The organism is Goekera deserti, assembly GCF_010685995.1.
Classification (GTDB): Bacteria; Actinomycetota; Actinomycetes; order Mycobacteriales; family Geodermatophilaceae; genus Goekera; species Goekera deserti.
In genome coordinates this window covers 360,006-385,676 of sequence record NZ_JAAGWK010000009.1, presented here as the reverse complement: position 1 = coordinate 385,676, position 25,671 = coordinate 360,006, and the positions used below count along the sequence as shown (strand labels likewise).

Genomic DNA, 25,671 nt, shown 5'->3' with positions numbered 1-25,671 from the left:
TGAGCACTGCTACAGACTGTGCCCATGCCCGACGCCGCTGAGCTGTTGACCGCCGCCCGTGCCGACGCCGACGCCACCGTCGACCTGCGACGCCGGCTGCACCGCCGTCCCGAGATCGGGCTGCAGCTCCCCGCAACGCAGGCGATCGTGCTGGACGCCTTCGCCGACCTGCCGGTCGAGGTGACCACCGGCCGGGACACCAGCTCGGTGGTCGGCGTGCTGCGCGGCGCGCGCCCGGGCCCGACGTACCTGCTGCGCGGGGACATGGACGCGCTGCCCGTGCACGAGGACACCGGCCTGGACTTCGCCTCGGAGATCCCCGGCCAGATGCACGCCTGCGGGCACGACACGCACATGGCGATGCTGCTCGGTGCCGCGCGGCTGCTCTGCGAGCGCCGCGACCAGCTGACCGGGCAGGTCGTGTTCATGGTGCAGCCCGGGGAGGAGGGCTTCCACGGCGCGCGGTACATGCTGGACGAGGGCGTGCTCCAGGCCGTGCCGAACGCCCCGGTGAGCGGTGCGTTCGCGCTGCACATCAGCTCCAGCTTCACCAGCGGCTCGATCAACGTGCGCCCCGGGCCGCTGATGGCCGCCGCGGACCACTTCCGGATCACCATCCGCGGGCGCGGCGCGCACGCCTCCACCCCGCACCGCGGCGCCGACCCGGTGCCGGTCGCGGCCGAGATCGTGCTCGCCCTGCAGGCCATGGTGACCCGCCGGGTCGACGTGTTCGACCCGGCCGTGGTCACCGTCGGGCACATCGAGGCCGGCGCGGCCAACAACGTCATCCCCGACAGCGCCTTCATGCAGGGCACCGTGCGCACCCTGTCCGCCGAGCGGCGGGCCGACGTGGTCGCCGCCGTGGAGCGGGTCGCCACCCACGTCGCCGCCGCGCACGACCTGGTCGCCGAGTTCACCCGGGTCGAGGGCTACCCGGTGACCGTCAACGACGCCGGCGTCGCCGAGCAGGTGGCCCGCACCGCCGCGACGCTGCTCGGCGAGCAGGCCAGCCAGCACATGGCCGACCCCCTCATGGGCGCCGAGGACTTCTCCTACGTGCTCGAGCGGGTGCCCGGCGCCATGGCCTTCCTCGGCGCCTGCCCGCCCGGCGAGGACCCCGAGCTCGTGCCCGGCAACCACTCCAACCTCGTCGTCTTCGACGAGGGCGCCCTGCCCGCCGGGGTCGCCATGTACGCCCAGATGGCCCTCCACGCCCTCACCTGACCCCTTCCTCCCCCTCTGCCCTCAGCGGTGATCAGCTCAGCTGATCACCGTCCCGCCGAGCTCACCAGCGTTGCCGATCCTGGCCGGACGTTCGTGAGCCCGGCCGCCCGGCCGACGCGCGCTCAACCGCACGCGTCGGTCAGCTGGCGGCCGGTTGCCGACCCATCCGCACGCCGCCGCGCCACTGCTCCACCCGGTAGTGCGGCCGCGCGATCGGGCGCGGGGCGGCGAGCAGGGTCCGCAGGCGGGCGAGTTTGCCCGGCAACGGAGAGAAGAGGTCGGCCGGTGCGATCCGGACACCGCGCAAGTCCAGGTCCATCAGGTCGTCCTGGCGTCGTTTCTCGGCCCAGGCGACCTCGGCCGGTGAGCGGCCACGCCAGGGCTCGTCGTACTTGATCCTGCCGTCGCACTCCGCGAAGACGCCCTCGTCGGGCCACAGCATGTCCAGGACGGCGAGCAGCCGGTTGCCCACCAGGACGGCAGCCTGGAGCACGGGCTCAGGCAGGCCGGCTGCGTGGAACGCCAGTCTGGTGCGGGTCTCGTGCGGGGAGTGCGCGCCGACCCGGGCGAGCGAGAACGCTCGGGCGGCTCGACCCGCACCCACCCAGTGCGTCTGCCCCAGGGCCGCCGCAGTCAGGTCCGCCGTCGACAGACGCCCATCGGCGAGTGCGTCGTCCGCGGCCACGACCGTGTCCACGACGTCCCACTCACGGCCGACGTCGGCCAGGGTCCGGGGGACCGCCGTGGCACTCAGCCGGTCCAGCAGGACCACCTCGTGCTGCGGGACAGGGGCACGCCTGATCCGGTAGCCACGTCCCGATCGGAACTGGACCGGATCGGTGAGCCAGACACCCTGTCCCGCGCTCTCGGGCACCACGAGACCGTGCAGTCGGGCAGCCGAGGCGTGGCTGACGACCGACTGCCTGCGCCCGAGCCGGCGGATGACGGCCGCGCACTCGAGCAGGTGCAGCGAACCGGCCATCGCGTGCTCCTGCCACAGCGCCCGGGTCGTGTAGACCCCGTACCGCACGCGTCTCCAGTCGCCGGAGTGCACGAGCGCAGCGATCGCATTGCGGTCCATGCCGGCCGCCAGGGCGTCTGCAGCCGCAAAGACGCCGGAATGGCGGCGGAGCGCGGTCTCGATCACGGGATCCACACCGGAAGGGTGCGCTCGTCATAGCGCGTGGATCGGGTCGTCCAGGCAGATGTGGACGGCGACGTCCGTTGGGGACGACCGTTGGCGCCGTCCGGGTGGAGACGCTAGAACCCCTCAGCTCGCCCAGGATCAGCAACGTCCTGCCGGGCTCACCAACGCTGGTGAGCCCGGCAGGACGGTGATCAGCTCAGCTGATCAACGCTGGGTGCGCGCGCTGAGGGCAGGGTGGGCGAGGGCGGTCAGGTGGCGGGGTTGTCCTGCTCCATGTCGACCGGGGCCTTGCGGACGTCGGTCACCTGGTACTTCTCCACCGCCGCCCGGACGACGTCGCGGTCGACGTCGCCGCGCTGGGCGAGCTCGCTCAGCGTGCGGACGACGATCGACTCGGCGTCCACCCGGAAGTGCCGGCGCAGGGCCGGGCGGGTGTCGGAGAGGCCGAAGCCGTCGGTGCCCAGGCTGGCCAGGCCACCCGGGACGTAGGGCGCGATGAGGTCGGGGACCGCACGCATCCAGTCCGACACCGCCACGAACGGGCCCGGGGCGTCGCTCAGCGCCCGCGTCACGTAGGGCACGCGGCGCTCCTCGGCAGGGTTGTCCAGGTTCCAGCGGTCGGCCTCCAGGGCGTCGCGCCGCAGCTCGGTCCACGAGGTGACCGACCACAGGTCGGCCGACACGCCCCAGTCCTGGGCGAGCAGCTCCTGGGCCCGCATCGCCCACGGCACCGCGACACCGGAGGCCAGGATCTGCGCCTTGGTGCCGCTGTCGGTGGCCGGGCCCTCGTCGAGCCGGTACATCCCGGCCAGCAGCCCGGCGACGTCGACGCCCTCGGGCTCGGCCGGCTGCTGGTAGGCCTCGTTGTAGACGGTGAGGTAGTAGTACACGTCGGGCGAGCGCTCCCCGCCCAGCGGCGCGCCCGGGTCCTCGCCGTACATGCGGGCCAGGCCGTCGCGGACGATGTGGCCCAGTTCGTAGGAGAACGCCGGGTCGTAGGTGACCACGGCCGGGTTGGTCGCGGCCAGCAGCAGCGAGTGCCCGTCCTCGTGCTGCAGGCCCTCCCCGTTCAGCGTGGTGCGGCCGGCGGTGGCGCCGAGGGCGAACCCGCGGACCATCTGGTCGCTGGCCGCCCAGAAGGAGTCGCCGGTGCGCTGGAAGCCGAACATCGAGTAGAAGATGTAGATCGGGATCATCGGCTCGCCGTGGGTGGCGTAGGAGGACCCGACGGCGGTGAACGACGCCGTGGAGCCGGCCTCGTTGATGCCCTCGTGCAGGATCTGGCCCTGCGCGGACTCCTTGTAGGTGAGCATCAGCTCGCGGTCCACCGACGTGTAGTGCTGCCCGTGCGGGTTGTAGATCTTCGCCGTCGGGAAGATCGAGTCCAGCCCGAACGTGCGGGCCTCGTCCGGGATGATCGGCACGAAGCGCGGGCCGAGCTCCTTGTCCTTGAGCAGCTCCTTGAACAGCCGGACGAACGCCATCGTGGTGGCGACCTCCTGCTTGCCCGACCCCCGCCGGACGACGTCGAAGGCCTTGTCCTCCGGGGTCTTCAGCGGCGGGGCGGAGCTGCGCCGGCGCGGGACGGCGCCGCCGAGCTGGCGGCGGCGCTCCATCATGTACTGCATCTCGTCGGAGTCGTCGGCCGGCTTGTAGTACGGCGGCAGGGTCTTGTCCAGCGCCTCGTCCGGGATCGGCAGGTAGAGCCGGTCGCGGAAGGTGGCGAGGTCCTCGGCGGTCAGCTTCTTCATCTGGTGCGTGGAGTTGCGGCCCTCGAAGTGGTTGCCGAGCGTCCAGCCCTTGATGGTCTTGGCCAGGATCACCGTGGGCTGGCCCTTGTGCTCCATCGCGGCCTTGTAGGCGGCGTAGACCTTGCGGTAGTCGTGGCCACCGCGCTGCAGCTGCCAGACCTCGTCGTCGCTCATGCCCTCGACCAGCTTGCGGGTGCGCGGGTCGCGGCCGAAGAAGTTCTCCCGGACGTAGGCGCCGTCCTCGGACTTGTAGGTCTGGTAGTCCCCGTCCGGGGTCTGGTTCATCAGGTTCACCAGCGCGCCGTCGCGGTCGGCGGCGAGCAGCTTGTCCCAGCCGCGGCCCCACACCACCTTGACGACGTTCCAGCCGGCGCCGCGGAAGAAGGACTCCAGCTCCTGGATGACCTTGCCGTTGCCGCGCACCGGGCCGTCGAGGCGCTGCAGGTTGCAGTTGATGACGAAGGTGAGGTTGTCCAGCTCCTCGCGGGCGGCGATGCCGATCGCGCCGAGGGACTCCGGCTCGTCCATCTCGCCGTCACCCAGGAACGCCCAGACGTGCTGGTCGGAGGTGTCGGTGATGCCGCGGTCGTGCAGGTAGCGGTTGAACCGCGCCTGGTAGATCGCGTTGAGCGGGCCCAGGCCCATGGAGACGGTGGGGAACTCCCAGAAGTCCGGCATCAGCCGCGGGTGCGGGTAGGAGGACAGGCCGCCGCCGGGGTGGCTGACCTCCTGCCGGAAGCCGTCCAGCTGCTGCTCGGTGAGCCGGCCCTCGAGGTAGCCGCGGGCGTAGATGCCGGGGGAGGCGTGGCCCTGGAACCAGATCTGGTCACCGCCGCCGGGGTGGTCCTTGCCGCGGAAGAAGTGGTTGAAGCCGACCTCGTACAGCGAGGCGGACGACGCGTACGACGAGATGTGCCCGCCGACGCCGACACCGGGACGCTGCGCCCGGTGCACCATGATCGCTGCGTTCCAGCGGATGTAGGCGCGGATGCGGCGCTCGACGTCCTCGTCGCCGGGGAACCACGGCTCGCGCTCGGGCGGGATGGTGTTGATGTAGTCGGTGCTGCGCAGACCCGGCACGCCGACCTGCTGCTCGCGGCTGCGCTCGAGCATGCGGAGCATCAGGTAGCGCGCGCGGCCGCGGCCGGCGTGCCCGACGACGGCGTCGAGCGAGTCGAGCCACTCCTGCGTCTCGTCGGGGTCGGTGTCGGGGAGTTGGCTGGGCAACCCGTCGGTGATGACCGCTCGGGGGCTTCCTGCGTCGCGGGCGGGGTCGCCGTCCGACTGCTGCGGTGCGCTCATGCCCTCATCGTCTCCCGTCGGGGGCCTCGGCGTCACGTGGGCCCCGTCCGCGTCGGCGGCAGTCGTCTCACAGCGGGTGGTCGCCCGGTGTACGCACAGGCACTTGCACCTGCGCGCCCATGCCCTACGCTCTCGCCAACGGTGGCCCGGCGCGGCGTACCCGACCCGGCGACCACGGCGGCGAGGGCACGGCGGTCCACCCGGCGAGGGGGGTGGGATGGTCGGGCCGAGGCGGTACCCGCTGGTCACAGCGGTGTCCACGCCCCCCGAGCGTGCCGTCCCGGGTGCCCGCCCGCCGGGCCTCGCCGTGCGCCGCCAGGCCCCCGCGGCGCGCGCCGGGGCGCCGCGCCGCACCCCTGTCCGGACGGCCGGGTGCACCCGCCGTCGGTCGACCGGGCACGATGCCGTCGTGCAGCATCCACACAGGCCCACCAGCAACGACCACACGGAGGACGAGCAGGGATGAGCGTCGACTCGGGCAGCGCCAGCATGGCGGCCCGGCTGGGTGTCAAGCCGGGCATGGTCGTGCAGGAGCTCGGCTGGGACTCCGACGCCGACGAGGACCTGCGTGACTCCGTCGTCGACGTCTCCGGCGGTGAGATGGTCGACGAGGACTCCGACGAGGTCGCCGACATCGTCCTGCTGTGGTGGCGCGAGGACGACGGCGACCTGATCGACGCCCTCGTCGACTCCCTCGGGGCGCTCGCCGACGACGGCGTCGTGTGGCTGCTGGTGCCGAAGTCCGGACGGGCCGGCCACGTGGAGCCCGGTGAGGTCACCGAGGCGGCGCCCACCGCCGGTCTGCAGCAGACCAGCAGCATCTCCGCCGCCAAGGACTGGTCCGGCATCCGCCTGGTCACCCCGAAGGCAGCCCGCTCCAAGCGCTGAGGAACGATCTGCGGCATGAGTCTCTCCGTCGGCGACGTCGCGCCCGATTTCAGCCTGCCCGACCAGGACAAGCAGGTCGTCTCCCTCTCCGCCATGCGGGGCCGGCCGGTCCTGGTGGTCTTCTACCCCTTCGCGTTCTCCGGCACCTGCACCGGCGAGCTGTGCCAGCTCCGCGACGAGCTGAGCACCTACACCGACGCCGGTGTCCAGGTCGTGGCCATCTCCACCGACCCGGTGTTCAGCCTCAAGGAGTGGCGCACGCAGCAGGGCTTCGAGTTCTCGCTGCTGAGCGACTTCTGGCCGCACGGCGAGACCGCCAAGGCCTACGGCTCCTTCTTCGAGGCCGCCGGCATGCCCAACCGGGGCACGTTCCTCGTCGACGCCGAGGGGAAGATCGCCTTCGCCGAGGTCAACGGCCCCGGTGAGGCCCGCGAGCAGTCCGGCTGGAAGGCCGCCGTCGCCGAGCTCTAGGAGGACCTCCCCTCCCCCCACCACTCGCAGGCTCGCGGCGGGACCCTGAGGGGAGGCCGAGTCGGCCCGGGGTCGTGCGGTGCGAGCCGCACGTACCCTGGGCCACCGCCGGGCGCGTAGCTCAGTGGTAGAGCTCTCGCCTTACAAGCGAGCGGTCGCAGGTTCGATACCTGTCGCGCCCACCCCCGTCCGGCCCCGGACCCGGCAGCCGTGGCCGCCGGCGCCGCTGCCCGGGAGTGACCAGTCCGACCACGCTCGTGGCGGGGCCGGCACCCCGGCGCCGGTAACGTCGTCCAGATGACCCCTGCACCCGTCCCCGCCAGTGGGGCACCACGACGTACCGGGCTCTGCCGATGAAGGTCGTCTACCAGAGCTTCGAGGGCCGTTACTCCGACAACCCGCGCGCGCTGTTCGAGGCGTGGCAGCGCGAGCGCCCCGGTGACGAGCACGTCTGGTTCGCCGACCCCGCGCACCTGCACGGCTTCCCGGCCGGCACCACCACGGTGCCGCCGACGGGGCCCGAGGCGGTCGCTGCGCTGGAGTCCGCCGACCTGCTCGTCGCCAACACCCACACCGACATGGAGTGGCAGAAGCGACCCGGCGCCGTCTACCTGCAGACCTGGCACGGCACACCGCTCAAGCGCATCCACCACGACGTCCTGTGGGCACCCGAGGGCCGGCTGGCCCGGCTGGACCTCGACGTCGCCCGCTGGGACCTGCTGATCTCGCCCAACGCCGAGAGCACCCCGCGGATGCAGCGGGCCTTCGGCTTCACCGGCGAGGTGCTCGAGACCGGCTACCCCCGCAACGACCTGCTGAGCAGCCCCGACCGGGACGCCGTGCGTGCCCGGGTGCGCCGCGAGCTCGGCATCGAGGACGGCACGACCGCGGTGCTGTACGCCCCGACCTGGCGCGACGACGCCTACTTCGCCGAGGGCCGGCCGGACATGGTGCTGGGTCTGGACCTGCCGGGGTTGACTTCGGCCCTGGGTGGGAACCACGTGGTGATGTTGCGACTCCACTACCTCGCCTCCGACCGGCTGCCGCCACAGGAGGGGCCGGCGGTGCGCGACGTCTCCCAGCACCCGGACATCGCCGAGCTGTACCTCGCCGCGGACGTGCTGGTGACCGACTACTCCTCGACGATGTTCGACTTCGCGGTGACCGGCAAGCCGCTGGTCTTCTACACCTACGACCACGCCCGCTTCCGGGACGAGGTGCGCGGCTTCTACTTCGACCTGGAGGACGACGCGCCCGGTCCGGTGCTCGCCGACCAGGGTGCCCTGGCCGACGTGCTGCTCGACCTGCCGGCGCTGCAGCAGAGCCACGGCGACGCCTACGCGCGGTTCGCCGAACGCTGGTGCCATCTCGAGGACGGCGCCGCGACCTCCCGCGTGCTCGAGTGGTTGTGGGCGTCGTGAGGCCGCTGATGGACCGCTCCGGCCCGGCCGGGCTGCTGGCCACGGCGCAGGCCGCGTCGTCCCCGGCGCTGCCCACCACCGTGGTGATCCTGGCCGCGGGTCTGGGCACCCGGCTCAACCGGCCGCACCCCAAGCCGCTGACCCGGCTGCGCGACGGCCGGACGATCATGCGCCAGCAGCTGGACCACGTCGCGTCCGCCTTCGCCCGGCCGCCGGTGGTCTCCGTCGTCGTCGGGTTCGGCAAGGACCTGGTGATGGAGGCCGCCGGGGACGAGGCCACGTTCGTCTACAACGAGCGCTTCGCCCGCACCAACACCGCCAAGAGCCTGCTCAAGGCGCTGCGGCTCAGCGCGCCGGGCGGGGTGCTGTGGATGAACGGCGACGTCGTCTTCGTGCCCGGCCTGCTGGCCGAGCTGCTGGACCACTGCGCCGAGGGCTCCTTCGTGGCCGTGAACACCGAGCGGGTCGCCGACGAGGAGGTCAAGTACACCCTGGACGAGACCGGGCACGTCGCCGAGCTGTCCAAGGTCGTCGTGGGCGGGCTGGGCGAGGCCGTGGGGATCAACTACGTGGCCCCGGGCGACCGGGCGGTGCTGGAACGGCAGCTGGCCGCGGTCGGCGACCAGGACTACTTCGAGAAGGGCATCGAGGAGGCCATCCGGCTCGACGGCCTGCGGGTGCGGGCGGTCGACATCTCCCGGTTCGGCGTGGTCGAGGTCGACTTCGACGAGGACCTGGCGCGCGCCAACCTGCTCTGACCGGTCCGCCCGCCGGCGGGCGCCCGTTCCCTCAGCAGTGGGGTCACGGGGTCCGGTCGGCGGGGTCGGCCACCTGCCAGCGGCCGGGGGCCGACTCGCGCACCAGCCGGCGGGTGGTGTCCACCTCCCGGGCCACCGCGGCCAGCACGCCCTCGGCCAGCAGCTCGGCGTCGTCGGGCACGCGGTGGGCGCGCACGTCCTCCTCCAGCTGCCGCACCGCCCGGCGCACGACCTCCACCTGCGCCGGGTCCGGCGCCGGCTCCCCGGCCCGCAGGGCGATCACCGCCTCGGTGACGGCGTCGGCGGTGCGCTCCAGCTGCACGATCACCGGCCACCACGCGGCCGCGCGGGTGCTGATCGGCGGGGGCTCGGCCAGCCGGCGCTGCAGCTGGGTCTGCACCGCGGTCAGCGCCCGGTAGGTGGCCCGCCGGGCACGCCGGGTGTCCTCGGCGGAGCCGGTGAAGGCGCGGTCCAGGAAGGTGTCCAGGGCGGCGGTGACCTGGCGCAGCGCGTCGTCCAGCGGGGCGCGCCAGGTCTGCGGCCACAGCAGGTAGCCGAACACCAGCACGATGGCGCACCCGATGAGGGTGTCGACCAGGCGGGCGCCGACCAGGTCGGCCCCGCCCGGTGCCGCCAGGTCCAGCAGCATGATCACCACCGGGGTCTGGAACACCGAGAACAGCCCGAAGTTGGCGCTGCGGCCCCACGGCATCAGCCCGGCGGCGACGGCCATCGCCAGCAGGATCCAGCCGCCGCGGGGCACCACCGCCAGCAGGGCCGAGCCGATCAGCACCCCGAGCAGGGTGCCCGCGCCGCGGTGCACGGCCCGGGTGAACACCGAGCCGAAGTCCGGCTTGAGCACGATCGCCACGGTGAGCAGCACCCAGTAGGGCCGCTCGATCGGCAGCACCTGCCGGGCCACCTCGGCGATGCCCGTGCACAGCGCCAGCCGGACGGCGAACGCGCGGGTGTCCGGGTCGGCCACGGTGCGGTCCAGCAGCAGGCGCAGCCGGGTCCGCGGGCCGGGTCGGGGCAGCGGCACGGCGGCCAGGGCCCGTTCCTCCGGGTCGCCGACCACGTTCCACACCAGCCGGACGCCGTGCCGCACCGCGCGCCGCTGGGTGGCGCCGGTGCCCAGCGGGGGCGGGCGCTCCCAGCCGAGCTCGGTGCTGCCGTCGATCGCGGCGGCCAGCGAGCGGGCGGCGGTGACGTCGGCAGGGTCGGGCCGGACGCCGGCCCGGGCGGCGGCCACGGTGCCCTCGACCAGCGGGGCGGCGGCGTTGAGCACGCCGGCCAGCTCCGAGAGCTCCCGGCTGCGCCCGGCCAGGCGGCTGCGGGTGTGGATCACCCGGTCGTAGGCGTCGTTGAGTGCCCCGGTCAGCGCCCGCCGGGCCGCCTCGGTGCGCTCGTCGGGGTTGCCGTCGGGGCCCAGGTGGTCCGGCCCGCTGCGGTCCAGCAGGTCGGCGATCGCGATGAAGACGGCCGCCACCGCGGAGCGGTCGGGGTCCAGCTGCTCGGTGCGCGCCTGAACCAGGACCAGCAGCGTGGCCCAGGCGGCCCCGGCGAGGAAGAACGACACCTCGGCGACCGGGCCCAGCGTGGTGACCAGGCCGGAGGAGAGCGCGGTGTAGATCAGCAGCTGCAGGGCCCCGAAGGAGGCCACCGCACTGATCGAGCTGACCAGCGCGGCGACCGCGGACAGCGCGGCGACCACCAGCACCGGCACCCAGCCCGAGCCGCCGGCTGCCTGGCCGACGACCAGCCCGGTGGCACCGAGACCCACGCCGGCTGCGACCCGCCGCAGCCGGGTGCGCAGCGGCCCGCCCTGCGGCGCCAGCGTGGCGGCCAGCGCACCGGTCGTGCCGAACACGCCGGCGCCCAGCGCGGTGCTGGCGCCGTCGACCCCGCCGTCGACCAGCACGGCCAGTGCGAGCGGGGCGGGGAGGGACACGGCGAAGCGGGCGACGTCCCGCCACGGCACCGCCGGCGGGGTGGTGCGGACCAGGTCGACCAGCCAGGCCGGCGCACGGAGAGCGACGGCGGACACGACGTCCACCCTCCCATCCGCCGCCCCCGCGGACCCGCCACGGTGCGGAGTCGCACACTGGACGTCGTGCCCCGCCGCCTGCCCTGCCGTCCGACCCGGTGAGCGCGGACACCGGGCTGGCGGCGACGGACCGGACCGCGGGCACCCACGACCGTCAGCCGGGCGCCCCGGACGGGGGCACACCGCCGCAGGGCGGGTGGCTGCGCCGGCTGGTCGGCTACTGCCTGCGGCACCGCGGCGACCTGGTCGGCGCCTTCGCCGCGGCGCTGGTCGGGTCGGTGCTGGCCGCCGTCGTCCCGCTGCTGGTGCGCAGCGTCGTGGACGACGTGAACGGCGGTGGGGAGCGCTCGGTCACCCCGTTCGTCGTCGCGCTGGTGGCCGCCGGGGTGCTGCGGTTCGCGGCCGGCTTCGTGCGCCGCTACCTGGCCGGGCGGCTGTCGCTGGACGTCCAGTACGACCTGCGCAACGACGTCGCCGCGGCGCTGAGCCGGCTGGACGGGCCCGCCCAGGACAGGCTGCAGACCGGGCAGGTGGTCAGCCGCTCGATCAGCGACGTCACCCTGGTGCAGGGCCTGCTCGCCTTCCTGCCGAACCTGGCCGGCAACGCGCTGCTGTTCGTCGTCTCGCTGGCGATCATGGCGTGGCTGTCCCCGCTGCTCACCCTGGTCGCCCTCGCCGTCGGGCCGGCGCTGTGGTTCGTGGCGCTGCGCTCGCGCCGGGACCTGTTCCCGGCGAACTGGGCCGCCCAGCAGCAGGCCGGGGCGGTGGCCGGGGACGTGGAGGCCGCCGTCACCGGGGTGCGGGTGGTGAAGGGCTTCGGCCAGGAGGACCGCGAGCTGGACCGGCTCGACGCCGGTGCCCGCCGGCTGTTCGGCACCCGGATGCGGGTCGTGCGCTTCACCTCCCGCTACAACCCGGCGTTGCAGTCGATCCCGGCGCTGGGCCAGGTCGGGGTGCTGGCGTTCGGTGGCTGGCTGGCCCTGGACGGCGCGATCACCCTGGGCACGTTCCTGGCCTTCGCCACCTACCTGGCCGCGCTGGTGAGCCCGGTGCGCCAGCTGGCCGCGGTGCTCACCATCGGCCAGCAGGCCCGGGCCGGGGTGGAGCGGGTGCTGGAGGTCATCGACACCGAGCCGGTGCTGCGCCCGGGCACCGACCCGCTGCCGGCCGGGCCGCTGGCCCTGGAGCTGGACGACGTCACCTTCGCCTACGGCGGGGAGACGGGTGGGATCCGGGGGCAGGGCGGGGCGACCGCCGGGGACACCGGGCGCCCGGTGCTCACCGGCGTCTCGCTGCGGGTCGAGCCGGGGGAGACGCTGGCGCTGATCGGCACGGCGGGGTCGGGCAAGTCCAGCGTGGTGCTGCTGCTGCCCCGCTTCTACGACGTGACCAGCGGCGCGGTGCGGGTCGGCGGCGCCGACGTGCGCGACCTGGACACCGAGTCGCTGCGCGGGTCGATGGGCGTGGTCTTCGAGGACAGCTTCCTGTTCTCCGACACCGTGCGCGCCAACATCGCCTTCGGCCGCCCGGACGCCACCGACGACGAGGTCCGGGCGGCGGCGGTCGCGGCGCAGGCCGACGGGTTCATCAGGGCCCTGCCGGCCGGCTACGACACCGTGGTCGGCGAGCAGGGCCTCACGCTCTCCGGTGGGCAGCGCCAGCGGGTGGCGCTGGCCCGGGCGCTGCTGCCCCGGCCCCGCGTGCTGGTGCTGGACGACGCGACGTCCGCCGTGGACGCCGCGGTCGAGGCACGCATCCACGCCGCGCTGCGGGAGCAGGTGCAGGGCCGCACCACGCTGCTGGTCGCCCACCGCGGCTCCACCCTGGCGCTGGCCGACCGGGTGGCGGTGCTGGACGCCGGGCGGGTGGTCGACGTCGGCACGCCCGCCGAGCTGCAGCATCGCTCGCCGCTGTACCGGCTGCTGCTGTCCGGGGTGACCGAGGGCGTCCAGGCCGACGTCGAGCCCGCCCCGCCCGGCGGCACCACCCCGGCCGCCTGGCCCGAGCCGCCGGCGCCCGGCGGCGACGCCCCGGGGCAGGCCGTGATCGCCCGCGCCGCCGCCGGCTCGATCGGCGGACCCGGCTCCTCGATGACCGGGGCTCCGCCGACCGCGGCGCTGCGCGAGCTGGTCGCCGCGCTGCCGCCCACCGTGGACGAGCCGCAGGTGCCCGGCGAGCAGGCCCGCGCCGCCGACCCGGGGTTCGGGCTCCGGTCGCTGGTCCGGCCGTTCCGCTGGGCGCTGGCCGCGGCCCTGGTGCTGGTGGCGCTGGACGCCGGCGCGCAGCTGGCCATCCCGGCGCTGGTGCGCACCGGCATCGACGCCGGGGTGTCCGCCGGCTCGCTGTCGGTGCTGCTGGGCATCTCGGCGCTGGCGCTCGGGGTGGTGCTCGCCGACTGGGGCGTGTCGATCGCCGCCACCCGGCTGACCGGGCGCACCGGCGAGCGGCTGCTCTACACGCTGCGGGTCAAGACGTTCGCGCAGCTGCAGCGACTGGGCATCGACTACTACGAGCGCGAGCTCGGGGGCCGGGTCATGACCCGGATGACCACCGACGTCGACGCGCTGTCGGCCTTCCTGCAGACCGGGCTGACCACCGCGGTGGTCAGCGCGCTGACGCTGGTCGGGGTGCTGGTGGCGCTGCTGCTGCTGGACCTCACCCTCGCGCTGGTGCTGCTGACCACGGTGCCGGTGCTGGTGGCGGCCACGGTGTGGTTCCGGGCGCGCTCGGTGCCGGCGTACACCGAGGCGCGGGAGCGGGTCAGCGCCGTCAACGCCCGGCTGCAGGAGGACGTCGCCGGGGTCCGGGTCACCCAGGCCTTCGGCCGCTCGGAGCACTCCACGCAGGTGTTCCGGCAGTACGCCCGCGCCTACCGGGACGTGCGGCTGCGGGCCCAGCGCTACATCGCCACCTACTTCCCGTTCGTGGAGTTCCTGTCCGAGGTCGCGGCGGCCGCGGTGCTCGCGGTCGGCGCGGCCCGGCTGGGCGACGGCGCGATCACCGCCGGGGTGCTGATCGCCTTCCTGCTCTACGTGGACACGTTCTTCTCACCCGTGCAGAGCCTGTCCCAGGTGTTCGACGGCTACCAGCAGGCCGCGGTGGGCCTGCGCCGGCTGGCCGACCTGCTGCGGCTGCGCACGTCGACGCCCGCCGCCGCCAGCCCCCGCCCGGTGGGCCGGCTGCGCGGGGAGGTGCGGCTGGCCGAGGTGACCTTCGGGTACGCCGGGGCGCCGACCCCGGCGCTGCGGGACGTGTCGCTGGTGGTGGCGCCGGGGGAGACCGTGGCGCTGGTGGGCGAGACCGGTGCCGGCAAGTCGACCGTGGTCAAGCTGGTGGCCCGGTTCTACGACCCGACGTCCGGGGCGGTGTGCGTGGACGGCACCGACCTGCGCGAGCTGGACCTGCTGGGCTACCGGGCCCGGCTCGGGGTCGTGCCGCAGGAGGCGTACCTGTTCGCCGGCTCCGTGCGCGACGCGATCGCCTACGGCCGCCCCGACGCCTCCGACGTCGAGGTGGAGGCGGCCGCGCGGGCGGTGGGTGCGCACGCGATGGTCGCCGAGCTGCCCGAGGGCTACCGCACGCTGGTCGGGGAGCGCGGCCGCTCGCTGTCCGCCGGTCAGCGCCAGCTGATCGCCCTGGCCCGGGCGGAGCTGGTCGACCCGGACGTGCTGCTGCTCGACGAGGCCACCGCATCCCTGGACCTGGCGACGGAGGCGGCGGTGACGCGGGCCGCGGACGTCGTGTCCCGCCGGCGTACGACCCTGGTCGTGGCGCACCGGCTGACCACCGCGGCCCGCGCGGACCGGGTGGCCGTGCTGGACCACGGCCGGGTGGTCGAGGTGGGCACCCACGCCGAGCTGCTCGCCGCCGGCGGGGCCTACGCCCGGCTGTGGGCGGCGTTCACCGCCGACGAGGACGCCGACCCGCTGATGGACTGAGGGCGCAGGTGACGCCGATCACCCTGCTCACAGCTCGGTGGGGTGTCGTCCGGGCCGCGGGCGGGCAGGGTGGGGTGATGGGACACCTGAGCTCACCGCGCGCGACCGCACCGGGTGCCTGCCGGTCGGGCGCCGGGGCGCTCCGGTGACGGCCACGACACCACGCCCCGGCAGCCGCGGCCCGTCCGATCGGGCAGCTCGGCGCGAACGCCTGTCGATGTCCACGTCCGCGCACGATGCCGATGGCGCGGCGGTGCCGGTCGAGTCGCCGGGGACCTCGCCGGGGCACCCCCGTGGGCCCGCCGCGCAGTCGGCGGTCGTGGCACTCCCGGCGCACGACGACGTGCCGGCCGGGATCGTGCCCGACCCGATCGCCACCGTCCGCGAGCTGCCCCGGGCCGGCACCCGGCTGCGGGACGTCATCGCCGCGCTGGACGCCCGCTACGACCCGGCGCTGGCCGAGGACTGGGACGCCGTCGGGCTGGTCTGCGGTGACCCCGACGACGACGTCGTCCGGCGGGTGGTCTTCGCCGTCGACCCCACCGCGGCCGTCGTGGACGAGGCGATCGAGCTGGGGGCCGACCTGCTCGTCACGCACCACCCGCTGCTGCTCACGCCGGTGCACGGGGTGCCGGCCGACGACCCCAAGGGCCGGATCGTGCACCGGCTCATCCGGGCCGGCATCGGCCTGTTCGTGGCGCACACCAACGCCGACCGGGCCGCCGGGCACGGGGTCAACGACGCGCTGGCCGCCGTCCTGGGAGTGGGTGGGGTGAGCCCGCTGGAGCCGGTCGCGGCACCGCAGACCGACACGCTGGTCGTGTTCGCCCCGGTCGCGGACAGCGACCGGCTGGTCGACGCGCTCTCCGCCGCCGGCGCCGGGGTGATCGGCGACTACACGCACTGCGCCTGGCAGACCGACGGCACGGGCACCTTCATCCCGGGCGAGGACACCAACCCGGCGATCGGCTCCCGGGGCACGCTGGAGCACGTGCCGGAGACGCGCCTGGAGATGGTGGTGCACCGCGACCAGCGTGACGAGGTGCTCCGCGCGCTGCACCGCTGGCACCCCTACGAGGACCCCGGTTACGCGATCTTCGAGAACTCCGCGACGCCGTCCCGGGCCGGGCTCGGGCGGGTGGGCCGGCTCGCCGCGCCGCTGACCCTGCGCCAGTTCGCCGAGCGGGTGGCCGAGGTGCTGCCGGTGACCGCCGGGGGCGTGCGGGTGGCCGGCGACCCCGACCGGCTGGTGCGCACGGTGGCGGTGTGCGGCGGCAGCGGCGGGGGACTGCTGGGTGCCGCGGCCGCGGCCGGTGCAGACGTGCTGCTCACCGCCGACCTCGGGCACCACTTCGCCAGTGAGTCCCAGGAGGCCTCGGGCCCGGCCCTGTGTGAGGTGGCACACTACGCGTCCGAGTGGCCGTGGCTGTCCGTCGCCGCCGACGTCCTGCACCGGGACCTCGGGGGCATGGTGGACACTGTCGTCTCGGAACGGCGCACGGACCCGTGGACGTGGCACGTGGGCCAGGCCGAGAGAGCGGCCGACACAGCAGGGTGAACCCGGGGTCCGCCCCGGAGGGGGAGGACCCAGTGGCCAGCCCGATCGCACGACCCGGGGACGGCGGCGCGGACGCCCGGCGGGCCGTGCCGCTCGCGCCCCGGCGCAGTGACCGCAGCCCGTGGAACTGGCTGCTGGCCGTGCCGATCGTGCTGCCGCTGCTGGTCCCGCTGTACAACCGCGAGGACCCCACCCTGTTCGGCTGGCCGTTCTTCTACTGGTTCCAGCTGAGCCTGGTCGCCCTCGGCGTGCTCACCACCTCGCTGGTCTACCGGGCCGGCCGGCGCGGCTCCGCGGCCACGCACCCCAGCCCCGCCCCCGGACCCCACCCGCGCGACGAGCACGACGGGGGGCGCTGAGGCGTGGACGGCATCAACGCGGTCGAGCTCGGCGTCTTCGGCGCCCTGTTCCTGCTGGTCACCGTGCTGGGCTTCGCCGCCTCGCGCTGGCGCAGGGCGCAGGACCTCATGCACCTGGACGAGTGGGGCCTGGGCGGGCGCAGCTTCGGCACCTGGATCACCTGGTTCCTGATCGGCGGGGACATCTACACCGCCTACACGTTCGTCGCCGTCCCGGCGCTGGTGTTCGGGGCCGGCGCCGCCGGCTTCTTCGCCGTGCCGTACACCGTCGTGGTCTACCCGCTGATCTTCCTGGTGGTCATCCGGCTCTGGTCGGTCAGCCACGTGCGCGGCTTCGTCACCCCGGCGGACTTCGTGCGCTCCCGGTTCGACTCCCCGACGATGGCGCTGCTGGTGGCGATCACCGGCATCGTCGCGACGATGCCCTACATCGCCCTCCAGCTGGTCGGCATCGAGGCGGTGCTGAAGACCATGGGCGTCACCGGTGAGCTGCCGATCATCGTGGCGTTCGTGATCCTGGCGGTCTACACGTACAACTCCGGGCTGCGGGCGCCGGCGCTGATCGCCTTCGTCAAGGACGTCCTGATCTACCTGACGATCATCGTGGCGGTCATCGTCATCCCCACCAAGCTGGGCGGCTGGGACGTCGTCTTCGGCGCCGCGGAGGAGAAGTTCGACGTCGCCGGCACCGGCTCGGTGCTGCTGCCGGGCACCGGCCAGCTGCAGTACGCGACGCTCGCGCTGGGCTCGGCGCTGGCGCTGTTCCTCTACCCGCACTCGATCACCGGCGTGCTCGCGTCCAAGAGCCGGGACACGCTGAAGAAGAACATGAGCCTGCTGCCGATCTACAGCCTGGCGCTGGGCTTCATCGCGCTGCTGGGCTACATGGCGATCGCTGCCGGCACCACCCCGGTGGACGGCGACGGCAACACGATCGTGCCGGCCCTGTTCCAGCAGATGTTCCCCAGCTGGTTCGCCGGCGTCGCGTTCGCGGCGATCGGCATCGGTGCGCTGGTGCCCGCGGCGATCATGAGCATCGCGGCGGCCAACCTGTTCACCCGCAACATCTACAAGGAGTACCTGAAGAAGGACGCCACCCCCGGCCAGGAGGCGAAGGTCGCCAAGCTGGCCTCGCTGGTGGTGAAGTTCGGCGCGGTCGCGGCGATCGTCTTCATCGACCCGCAGTTCTCCATCGACCTGCAGCTGATCGGCGGCGTGATCATCCTGCAGACGCTGCCGGCGGTGGCGATCGGCCTCTACACCCGCTGGTTCCACCGCTCGGCGCTGGTCGCCGGCTGGTGCGCGGGCATGGCCATCGGCTTCCTGATGCTCTACAGCGTGCAGCGCGTCGGCCCCGACGGCACCGTGGTCAAGGAGCACTTCGGCGGGTCGGCGTTCTCCCTGGGCAAGCTCGGACTGGACACCACCACCACCGTCTACGCCGGTTTCCTGGCCGTGCTGGCCAACCTGCTGGTGGTCGTGCTGGTCACCCTGGTGCTGCGGGCGATCAAGGTGGACGACGGGGTCGACGGCACGGCGGACACCGACTACACCGCCGAGCGAGAGGACCCCTCGGTGCGCGACCTGCCCGACCCGCTGGACGGCCCGGGCCCCGCGGGCGGGGCGGGGGAGGCGTCGCCACCGTCGGTCGGGGACCCTGCCGCGCGCAGGTAGGTTGACCCGGTGAAGGCCGACCACTTCGACCAGCAGAAGCTGCTGGCACTGGCTGCCGAGGACATCGCCCTCGCGCAGCTCGCCCACCGCCGTCGCACGCTGCCCGAGGGCGCCGCCGTGACGGCGGCGGAGGACGCCGAGCGGGAACTGGCCGGGGACGTGGTGCGGGCCGAGACCGTGGTCCGCGACCTCGACCGGGAGCAGAAGCGGCTGGAGGCCGACGTCGACGTCGTCGCCCAGCGGGTGGCCCGGGACCGGCAGCGGCTCGACGGGGGCACGGCCTCGCCCAAGGAGATGACCGGGCTGCAGCACGAGCTGGAGTCCCTCGCCCGCCGGCAGTCCGACCTGGAGGACCAGGTGCTCGAGCTGATGGAGCGCCGGGAGACCGCGGACGCCGCGCTCGCCGAGGCCGAGGGTGGGCTGGCCACGGCGCGCGCGGCGCTGCAGCGTGCGGTGGAGGCACGCGACGCCGCCCTGGCCGACATCACCGAGGGCACCACCCGGCACGAGGCGGCCCGGGCCGAGGTGGCGGCCACCGTGCCGGCCCCGCTGCTGGCGCTGTACGACCGGGTGCGGGTGCAGACCGGCACGTCCGGTGCGGCCCGGCTGCACGCCCGCCGCTGCGAGGGCTGCCGGATCGAGCTGTACGGCAACGAGCTGTCCACGGCGCGCAACGCCGACCCGCACGAGGTGCTGCGCTGCGAGAACTGCAACCGCATCCTGGTGCGCACCGCGGACTCCGGCCTGTGAGCCGCCCCGCCCTCACCCTGCACTCGAGGTCGACAGTGGGGTGCCGGTGACCCGCCGGCTGGTCGTGGAGGCCGACGGTGGGTCACGGGGCAACCCGGGTCCGGCCGGCTACGGCGCGCTGGTCAAGGACGCCGACACCGGGCAGCTGCTCGCCGAGCGGGCGGAGTCGATCGGCCGGGCCACCAACAACGTCGCCGAGTACGGCGGCCTGGTCGCCGGGCTGCAGGCCGCGCTGGACATCGACCCGACTGCCGAGGTCGAGGTGCGGATGGACTCCAAGCTGGTGGTCGAGCAGATGTCCGGCCGCTGGCAGGTCAAGCACCCGGACATGAAGAAGCTCGCCGTACAGGCGCGCGAGGTGTCCCGGCAGCTGGGCCGGGTGCGCTACACCTGGATCCCGCGGGCGCAGAACAGCGCCGCCGACGCCCTGGCCAACAGCGCGATGGACGGCCGGCCGGTGCGCCGCGACGCCGGTGTCGACCCGGTCGAGCTGGTCGACGCCGCCCCGGCGGTCGAGGGCGGTCCCGCCCCGGCGGGGGAGCGGGTGGCCCGGCAGGACACCGCCATCGTGCCGCGCACCTCGACCACCACGCACCTGCTCCGGCACGGCCGCACGGTGCACACCGGGGAACGCCGGTTCAGTGGCCGTAACGACCTGCCGCTGTCACCCGAGGGTCGCGCCGAGGCCGAGGCGGCTGCCGCACGGCTCGCCGGCCTGGGCATCGAGGTGGTGATCTCCTCGCCGCTGCGCCGCACCCGGGAGACCGCGGAGATCGTGGCCGCCGCGCTCGGGCTGCCGGTCGAGCTGGACGACGGCCTGGTGGAGATGGACTTCGGGCTCTTCGAGGGGCTCAGTGGCGCCGAGGCGCGGGCCGCGCACCCGGAGGAGCACCGGCGGTGGGCCGGGGACGTCACGGTCGCGCCGCCCGGCGGGGAGAGCATCGCCGCCGTCGCCGACCGGGTGCGCGCGGCCCGGCAGCGCATCGTCGCCGCGCACGAGGGGCGCACGGTGCTGCTGGTCAGCCACGTCACCCCGATCAAGGTGCTGCTCACCGAGGCCCTGGGCGTGCCGCTGGACGTCGTGCACCGGGTGTTCCTGGAGGCCGCGTCGCTGTGCACGGCGAGCTGGACCCGCGAGGGCGGCAGCTGGGTGCAGCTGGTGAACGACACCTCGCACCTGCGCTGAGCCGCCGCCCTGCCGGGCGTGCTCGGCTCGTCGGTGCGGCCGGCCGCTGGTACGGTCGTGATCCGGAAGTGCACCTCCGGTTGACCGGGCGATGATGCCCACCGGGGGTGCGGGTGAGGTGAGGACGTGGCAGCACACCCCGGGGACGCCGGCCCCCGGACCCGGTCGGGAGCCGCCGCACCCACCGGGCAGGACGACGGGTGTGCCTCGGCGCGCCCGCTGCGGGCCGACGCGGAGCGCAACCGCAGGCGAGTCCTGGCGGTGGCGATGGACGTGTTCGCCGAGCGCGGGCTGGACGCCGGCTTCGACGAGATCGCCCGCCGCGCCGGCGTCGGCGTGGGCACCGTGTACCGGCGGTTCCCCCGCCGGGAGGACCTCGTGGTCGCGCTGTTCGAGGACCGGCTGCAGGCGGTGATCGGCATCGGCCAGGCGGCCGCGCTGGACCCGGACCCGTGGACCGGGTTGCTGGGCTTCGTGACCGGGATGGTCGAGCTGCAGGTGTCCGACCGCGGCCTGCGCGAGGTGATCTCCCAGACGGCGCCCCTGCCCTCGGCGTTCCGGGAGTCGATCGACCGGGTGCACGCGGTGGCCGGGGACCTGCTCGAGCGGGCCCAGCGCGCCGGGGTGGTCCGCTCGGACGTCGCGGTGTCCGACCTCGTGGCGCTCACCGGGATGCTGACCGCGGTCGCCGGCCCCGACGTGCCGGAGCTGTGGCGCCGCTACGCGGCACTCGTCGCGGCCGGCCTGCGCGCCGACGGCGCGCCCCGGGCCCCGCTCCCGCTGGCGCCCCCCGACCCGGACGAGCTGGACCACCTCATGCGGCTGGCCTGCGGGCGCCGTCCGCAGCCCTGACCGGTCCGGTCACAGCCGCCCGGCGTCGATGACCCGGGCGAGGAACTGCCGCGTCCGCGGCTGCACGGGGTCGCCCAGCACCTGGGCGGGCGGGCCGTGCTCCAGCACCACGCCGCCGTCGAGGAAGCAGACGGTGTCGGCGACCTGCTTGGCGAACCCCATCTCGTGGGTGGCCATCACGATGGTCATCCCACCGGCGGCCACCTCGCGCACCACCCGGAGGACCTCGCCGACCAGCTCGGGGTCCAGGGCGCTGGTGATCTCGTCCAGCAGCAGCAGCCGGGGCCGCACCGCCAGCGCGCGGGCGATGGCGACCCGCTGCTGCTGCCCGCCGGAGAGCCGGTCCGGGTACTCGGTGGCCTTCTCCGCCAGACCGATCCGGGCCAGGAGCGCGTGCGCCTCCTCCCGGGCCTCGGCGGCGGACCGGCCGTGCACCACGGTCGGTGCCAGGGTCACGTTCTCGAGCACCGACAGGTGCGGGAACAGGTTGTAGGCCTGGAACACCACGCCCATCCGGCGGCGCACCCGGTCGGCGTCCACCCGCGGGTCGGTGACGTCCTCGCCGTCGAGGAGCACCTGCCCGTCGTCCACGGTCTCCAGCAGGCTGGCGCAGCGCAGCATCGTCGACTTGCCCGACCCGGACCCGCCGATCAGCGCCACCACGCGGTGCTCCTCGACGGACAGGTCGACCCCGCGCAGCACCACGTTCGACCCGAACGCCTTGACCACGCCCCGGACGTCGAGCACCGGGCCCGCGCCCGGTGGGGTGTCGTTCACAGCAGGCTGCCGCTCTGCTGGCGCCGGCGGGCCCGGGCGCTGACGGCGTCGGCGATCCGCGCCGAGGGCACGGCGAGCAGCACGAACAGCAGCCCGGCGACGACGTAGGGCGTGAAGTTGAAGGTCTGCCCGACCACGATCTGCGCTGCCCGCACCGCGTCCACCACGCTGAGCACCGAGATCAGCCCGACGTCCTTCTGCAGGGCCACGAAGTCGTTGAGCAGCGCCGGGGTCACCGTGCGCAGCGCCTGCGGCAGCACCACGATCCGCATGCTCTGCCGGTGGGTGAGCCCCAGCGAGCGGGCGGCGGCCCGCTGGCTGGGGTGCACCGACTCGATCCCGGCCCGGAACACCTCGGCGACGTACGCCGAGTAGGTGAGCACGATCGCCGTCGTCCCCAGGACGAAGGGCGACGTCGGCGCACCCTGCAGCCCGAGCGCCGGGAACCCGAAGCCGACCAGGTACAGCACGATGATCAGCGGGACGCCGCGGAACAGGTCGACGTAGACGGTGACCAGCAGCCGGAGCGGGGCGAAGGCCGGGCCGCGCAGCGTGCGCAGCACCGCCAGCAGGAGGCCCAACGCGAGCACCAGCAGCCCACCGACCACCAGCACCTGCAGGTTGAGCCACAGGCCGGTGAGGATCTGCGGGAACGACCGGCGGGCGACGTCCAGGGAGAAGAACGTCGCCTGGACCCGTGGCCAGCCCGGCGCGCTGGTGACCACGAGATAGGCGACCACGAAGAAGGCCAGCGTCGAGGCCAGCGCCACCGCGGTGGAGCGCTGGGACCGCCGGGCCCGCCAGCGGCGGCGGTCGAGTTCCAGCGCGCTGGGCTCCGGCAGCCCGGGGCCCGGCGCGGCGGGACGGGGGGTCAGGAGAGGACCGGGGCGTCGGCAACCTCGGCCAGCCACTGCTGCTGCAGCGCGTCCAGCGTGCCGTCCTCGCGCAGCGCGTCGACGGCCCGGGTCACGCAGTCGGTGAGCGGGCTGTCCTTGGCCAGCAGCAGGCCGAACTGGTCGCCGGACTCCCCGGAGTCCGCGATCTGGCCGACGATCACGCCGTCGTCCAGCTCGGCCGAGGTGATGTAGAAGGCGGTCGGCAGGTCGACGACGATCCCGTCCACCTGACCGTTCTGCAGCGCCAGCTTGGCGTCGTCGTTGGTGTTGAAGACCGCCGGGTCGCTGTCCGGGGCGATGACGTCGGTGAGCACGTCGAGGCTGGTGGTGGCCACCTGGGCGCCGAGACGCAGGCCCTTCAGGTCGGCGATGCTGGTCGCCCCGTCGGCCGCGGAGCCCGCGGTCGTGATCACGGCCTGCGTGGCGGTGTAGTACGGCGAGGAGAAGTCGACGGCCTGCCGGCGCTCGTCGGTGATCGTGAACTGGTTGACGTCGAAGTCGAACGGCTTCGTACCCGGGGTGATCGCCGCGTTGAACTGCACCCGGGTCCAGGTGACCTGGTCCTCGGTGTACCCGAGCTGCTCGGCGACCGCGTAGGCGACGGCCGACTCGTAGCCCTCGCCGTTGGCCGGGTCGTCGTCGACGAACCAGGGGCCGTAGGCCGGCTGGTCGGTGGCGACCGTCAGCGTGTCCGCCTCCACCGTGTCCAGGTCGGCCGGCGCGCAGGACCCGCCGCCCGAGGGCGTCCCGGAGGCACCGGCACCGTCGGACGCGGAGTCCTCGGTGGCGCAGGCGCCGGCCGCGAGCAGGGCGGCGGTGAGCACGGCGAGAGCGAGCGGGGATGAGCGCATGAGGTCCTCAGGAGTCCTTGAGAGTCGAACGACCTGGGGATCGTAGGTGCTCAGGCGGCCGCTGACCGCACCGGGCGGGACGCAGTGACCGGACCGTTGTCAACGGCGGCTCAGCCTCCGTCGACCGGGCCAGCGTCCGGGCCGCCGTCGGGGCCACCGTCGGAGCCGCCGTCGGGGCCCAGCCGGCGCAGCACCGACTCGCTCTCCCGGCGGAGTACGATCTGGGCCAGCTCCCGCACCGCGGCCTCGGCCTGCCGGCCGACCAGCGGGGCGTCCACGGTGGCCTCCGCGGTGGTGGTGGACAGCGTCGAGCCGCCCGAGGCGGTGAGCACCGTCTGCCCGCGCAGGGCGGCCTCCCGGCCCATCACCGACGTGCTCACCGTCAGCTCCCCGCGGTGGCCGCCGGCGCCGTCCGGGCGCCAGGTGCGGGTGTCCAGCACCGTCACCTGCCCGCCCAGGAACCGGGTGAACACCGACGGCACGCCCGCGGTGGAGGCGCGCAGCCGTGCGGTGGTGCGCACCGTGTCGCCGTCCCGGGTGGTCGCCACGTCCTCCACGGTCGTGCCCAGCCCGGCGGCGTACTCCCGCAGGAACGACTCGTCGGTGAGCACCGCGAGCACCCGGTCGGGGTCGGCGGGGTAGCTGGCCGAGTGCTGCACGGGCACGGGGTCCTCCTGGGGTGGCGGGTACGGCGGTGGGTCCCCGGCGGGGACGGGGATGATGGGCGGTCCCGGGTGCGCCGCGCACGCCGCCCCGACCAGACGTCAGCCCCCGACCGCGGGAGACCCAGTGACCACCACCATCCCACCCGTCCAGCTCGTCGGCTCCGAGCGGACGATGACACCCGGCGAGTACGACGCCTGGGCGGTGCAGGTGCGCCGGCTGGCCGACGAGCGCGGCGCCGTCGTGCTGGCGCACAACTACCAGGTGCCCGAGATCCAGGACGTCGCCCACCACACCGGCGACTCGCTGTACCTGTCCCGGGTGGCCGCGGAGACCGACGCCCGCGAGATCGTGTTCTGCGGCGTGCACTTCATGGCCGAGACGGCGAAGATCCTCAGCCCGGACAAGACGGTGCTGCTGCCCGACCACGCCGCCGGCTGCTCGCTGGCCGACAGCATCACCGCCCAGCAGCTGCGGGAGTGGAAGGCCGAGCACCCCGGCGCCGTCGTGGTCAGCTACGTCAACACCACCGCCGCGGTGAAGGCCGAGACCGACGTCTGCTGCACGTCGTCCAACGCCGCCGACGTCGTCCGGTCGATCCCGGCCGACCGGGAGGTGCTGTTCTGCCCCGACCAGTTCCTCGGCGCGCACGTGCGCCGGGTGACCGGCCGGACGAACATGCACATCTGGGCGGGGGAGTGCCACGTGCACGCCGGCATCAGCCCCGCCGACGTGCGCTCCCAGATCGCCGCCCACCCGGACGCCGAGATCCTGGTGCACCCCGAGTGCGGCTGCACCACGTCCGTGCTGGACCTGGTCAGCAACGGCGACCTGCCCGCCGACCGCACCCGGGTGCTGTCCACCGGCGGCATGGTCGACGCCGCCGTCGCCACCCGCGCCGGGCAGGTCCTGGTGGCCACCGAGGTCGGCATCCTGCACCAGCTGCGCTCGCTCAACACCGGCACCGACTTCATCCCGATGAACGCCCGCGCCGCCTGCCGGTACATGAAGATGATCACGCCCGCCAAGCTGCTGCGCACCCTGCAGACCGGGGAGGGCGCCGTGGACGTCGACCCGGACACCGCCGCCCGCGCCCGCCGCGCCGTCGAGGCCATGATCGCGATCGGTGACCCCGGGCGCGGGGGCGAGTGAACGGAA

At 74.2% G+C, this 25,671-nt stretch carries 20 protein-coding genes and 1 tRNA gene; 14 read left to right on the top strand and 7 right to left on the bottom strand.

The features are described from left to right. Positions 1 to 24 precede the first annotated feature (24 nt). Positions 25 to 1,224 (top strand): M20 metallopeptidase family protein, encoded by a 1,200-nt coding sequence (locus tag G1H19_RS06190; RefSeq protein ID WP_152728531.1) that lies wholly within the window; start codon positions 25 to 27, stop codon positions 1,222 to 1,224. Between the two features lie 139 nt (positions 1,225 to 1,363). Here the strand turns inward: G1H19_RS06190 and G1H19_RS06185 are convergent, their stop codons facing one another. Both G1H19_RS06185 and aceE read right to left on the bottom strand, forming a co-directional pair. Then, positions 1,364 to 2,380 (bottom strand): type IV toxin-antitoxin system AbiEi family antitoxin domain-containing protein, encoded by a 1,017-nt coding sequence (locus G1H19_RS06185; protein ID WP_152728533.1) that lies wholly within the window; start codon positions 2,378 to 2,380, stop codon positions 1,364 to 1,366. Between the two features lie 239 nt (positions 2,381 to 2,619). Next, a complete protein-coding gene (aceE, locus tag G1H19_RS06180; protein ID WP_152728535.1) occupies positions 2,620 to 5,424 on the bottom strand; it encodes a pyruvate dehydrogenase (acetyl-transferring), homodimeric type in 2,805 nt (934 codons plus the stop codon). Between the two features lie 462 nt (positions 5,425 to 5,886). On the opposite strand from aceE, the gene G1H19_RS06175 reads away from it, so the two are divergent. From G1H19_RS06175 to G1H19_RS06155, 5 genes are all read left to right on the top strand, one after another. Continuing rightward, entirely contained in the window at positions 5,887 to 6,312 is a 426-nt protein-coding gene (locus G1H19_RS06175) for a DUF3052 domain-containing protein (protein ID WP_152728537.1), read from the top strand. 15 nt (positions 6,313 to 6,327) lie between these two features. Beyond that, positions 6,328 to 6,783 carry a peroxiredoxin gene (locus G1H19_RS06170; protein ID WP_152728539.1) on the top strand — a complete coding sequence of 152 codons (456 nt, stop codon included), beginning with the start codon at positions 6,328 to 6,330 and terminating at the stop codon, positions 6,781 to 6,783. Positions 6,784 to 6,893: 110 nt separating this feature from the next. Further along, positions 6,894 to 6,965, top strand: a tRNA-Val gene (locus G1H19_RS06165). Between the two features lie 171 nt (positions 6,966 to 7,136). Further along, complete coding sequence (locus G1H19_RS06160) at positions 7,137 to 8,204, top strand: CDP-glycerol glycerophosphotransferase family protein (RefSeq protein WP_152728541.1); 1,068 nt, start codon at positions 7,137 to 7,139, stop codon at positions 8,202 to 8,204. Continuing rightward, positions 8,201 to 8,962 (top strand): phosphocholine cytidylyltransferase family protein, encoded by a 762-nt coding sequence (locus G1H19_RS06155; RefSeq protein ID WP_202925837.1) that lies wholly within the window; start codon positions 8,201 to 8,203, stop codon positions 8,960 to 8,962. The genes G1H19_RS06160 and G1H19_RS06155 overlap by 4 nt, the downstream gene beginning before the upstream one ends. Before the next feature lie 43 nt (positions 8,963 to 9,005). Here the strand turns inward: G1H19_RS06155 and G1H19_RS06150 are convergent, their stop codons facing one another. Beyond that, on the bottom strand, positions 9,006 to 11,009 hold the full coding sequence (locus G1H19_RS06150; RefSeq protein WP_162392599.1) for an FUSC family protein: 2,004 nt from the start codon (positions 11,007 to 11,009) through the stop codon (positions 9,006 to 9,008). A 98-nt stretch (positions 11,010 to 11,107) separates the two neighbouring features. Here G1H19_RS06150 and G1H19_RS06145 point away from each other — a divergent pair, with 98 nt between their 5' ends. The 7 genes from G1H19_RS06145 (at position 11,108) to G1H19_RS06115 (ending at position 21,326) form a co-directional block, all read left to right on the top strand. Continuing rightward, positions 11,108 to 14,947 (top strand): ABC transporter ATP-binding protein, encoded by a 3,840-nt coding sequence (locus G1H19_RS06145; RefSeq protein ID WP_235928017.1) that lies wholly within the window; start codon positions 11,108 to 11,110, stop codon positions 14,945 to 14,947. A gap of 319 nt (positions 14,948 to 15,266) precedes the next feature. After that, positions 15,267 to 16,505, top strand: coding sequence for a Nif3-like dinuclear metal center hexameric protein (locus tag G1H19_RS06140; RefSeq protein WP_235928016.1), 1,239 nt, complete (start codon positions 15,267 to 15,269; stop codon positions 16,503 to 16,505). A gap of 32 nt (positions 16,506 to 16,537) precedes the next feature. Then, positions 16,538 to 16,864: a DUF3311 domain-containing protein gene (locus tag G1H19_RS22990; protein ID WP_202925836.1), complete on the top strand. Its 327-nt coding sequence runs from the start codon at positions 16,538 to 16,540 to the stop codon at positions 16,862 to 16,864. 3 nt (positions 16,865 to 16,867) lie between these two features. Beyond that, on the top strand, positions 16,868 to 18,538 hold the full coding sequence (mctP, locus tag G1H19_RS06130) for a monocarboxylate uptake permease MctP (RefSeq protein WP_235928015.1): 1,671 nt from the start codon (positions 16,868 to 16,870) through the stop codon (positions 18,536 to 18,538). 9 nt (positions 18,539 to 18,547) lie between these two features. Continuing rightward, positions 18,548 to 19,288: a zinc ribbon domain-containing protein gene (locus G1H19_RS06125; RefSeq protein ID WP_162392598.1), complete on the top strand. Its 741-nt coding sequence runs from the start codon at positions 18,548 to 18,550 to the stop codon at positions 19,286 to 19,288. A 46-nt stretch (positions 19,289 to 19,334) separates the two neighbouring features. Further along, the gene (locus G1H19_RS06120; RefSeq protein ID WP_162392597.1) at positions 19,335 to 20,474 is read left to right on the top strand and encodes a bifunctional RNase H/acid phosphatase; all 1,140 of its coding nucleotides are present in this window, start codon (positions 19,335 to 19,337) and stop codon (positions 20,472 to 20,474) included. A 126-nt stretch (positions 20,475 to 20,600) separates the two neighbouring features. Further along, positions 20,601 to 21,326: a TetR/AcrR family transcriptional regulator gene (locus tag G1H19_RS06115; RefSeq protein ID WP_152728553.1), complete on the top strand. Its 726-nt coding sequence runs from the start codon at positions 20,601 to 20,603 to the stop codon at positions 21,324 to 21,326. A 9-nt stretch (positions 21,327 to 21,335) separates the two neighbouring features. On the opposite strand, the gene G1H19_RS06110 is transcribed toward G1H19_RS06115, so the two are convergent. The 4 genes from G1H19_RS06110 to G1H19_RS06095 form a co-directional block, all read right to left on the bottom strand. Beyond that, positions 21,336 to 22,103 carry an amino acid ABC transporter ATP-binding protein gene (locus G1H19_RS06110; protein ID WP_322099354.1) on the bottom strand — a complete coding sequence of 256 codons (768 nt, stop codon included), beginning with the start codon at positions 22,101 to 22,103 and terminating at the stop codon, positions 21,336 to 21,338. After that, complete coding sequence (locus G1H19_RS06105; protein ID WP_202925835.1) at positions 22,100 to 22,873, bottom strand: amino acid ABC transporter permease; 774 nt, start codon at positions 22,871 to 22,873, stop codon at positions 22,100 to 22,102. Before G1H19_RS06105 ends, G1H19_RS06110 begins: the two co-directional genes overlap by 4 nt. Positions 22,874 to 22,974: 101 nt before the next feature. Further along, positions 22,975 to 23,850, bottom strand: a complete 876-nt coding sequence (locus G1H19_RS06100) for an ABC transporter substrate-binding protein (protein ID WP_152728555.1) — start codon at positions 23,848 to 23,850, stop codon at positions 22,975 to 22,977. A 110-nt stretch (positions 23,851 to 23,960) separates the two neighbouring features. Continuing rightward, complete coding sequence (locus G1H19_RS06095; RefSeq protein WP_162392595.1) at positions 23,961 to 24,515, bottom strand: DUF2505 domain-containing protein; 555 nt, start codon at positions 24,513 to 24,515, stop codon at positions 23,961 to 23,963. Positions 24,516 to 24,639: 124 nt separating this feature from the next. Here G1H19_RS06095 and nadA point away from each other — a divergent pair, with 124 nt between their 5' ends. Further along, positions 24,640 to 25,665, top strand: a complete 1,026-nt coding sequence (nadA, locus tag G1H19_RS06090; protein WP_235928014.1) for a quinolinate synthase NadA — start codon at positions 24,640 to 24,642, stop codon at positions 25,663 to 25,665. Positions 25,666 to 25,671: the final 6 nt, after the last annotated feature.

Bases quoted from the DNA above. Each gene is read 5' to 3' on its own strand.
- G1H19_RS06190 (WP_152728531.1), top strand. From the start codon at position 25: ATGCCCGACGCCGCTGAGCTGTTGACCGCCGCCCGTGCCGACGCCGAC.
- aceE (WP_152728535.1), bottom strand. From the start codon at position 5,424: ATGAGCGCACCGCAGCAGTCGGACGGCGACCCCGCCCGCGACGCAGGA.
- G1H19_RS06175 (WP_152728537.1), top strand. From the start codon at position 5,887: ATGAGCGTCGACTCGGGCAGCGCCAGCATGGCGGCCCGGCTGGGTGTC.
- G1H19_RS06170 (WP_152728539.1), top strand. From the start codon at position 6,328: ATGAGTCTCTCCGTCGGCGACGTCGCGCCCGATTTCAGCCTGCCCGAC.
- G1H19_RS06160 (WP_152728541.1), top strand. From the start codon at position 7,137: ATGAAGGTCGTCTACCAGAGCTTCGAGGGCCGTTACTCCGACAACCCG.
- G1H19_RS06100 (WP_152728555.1), bottom strand. From the start codon at position 23,850: ATGCGCTCATCCCCGCTCGCTCTCGCCGTGCTCACCGCCGCCCTGCTC.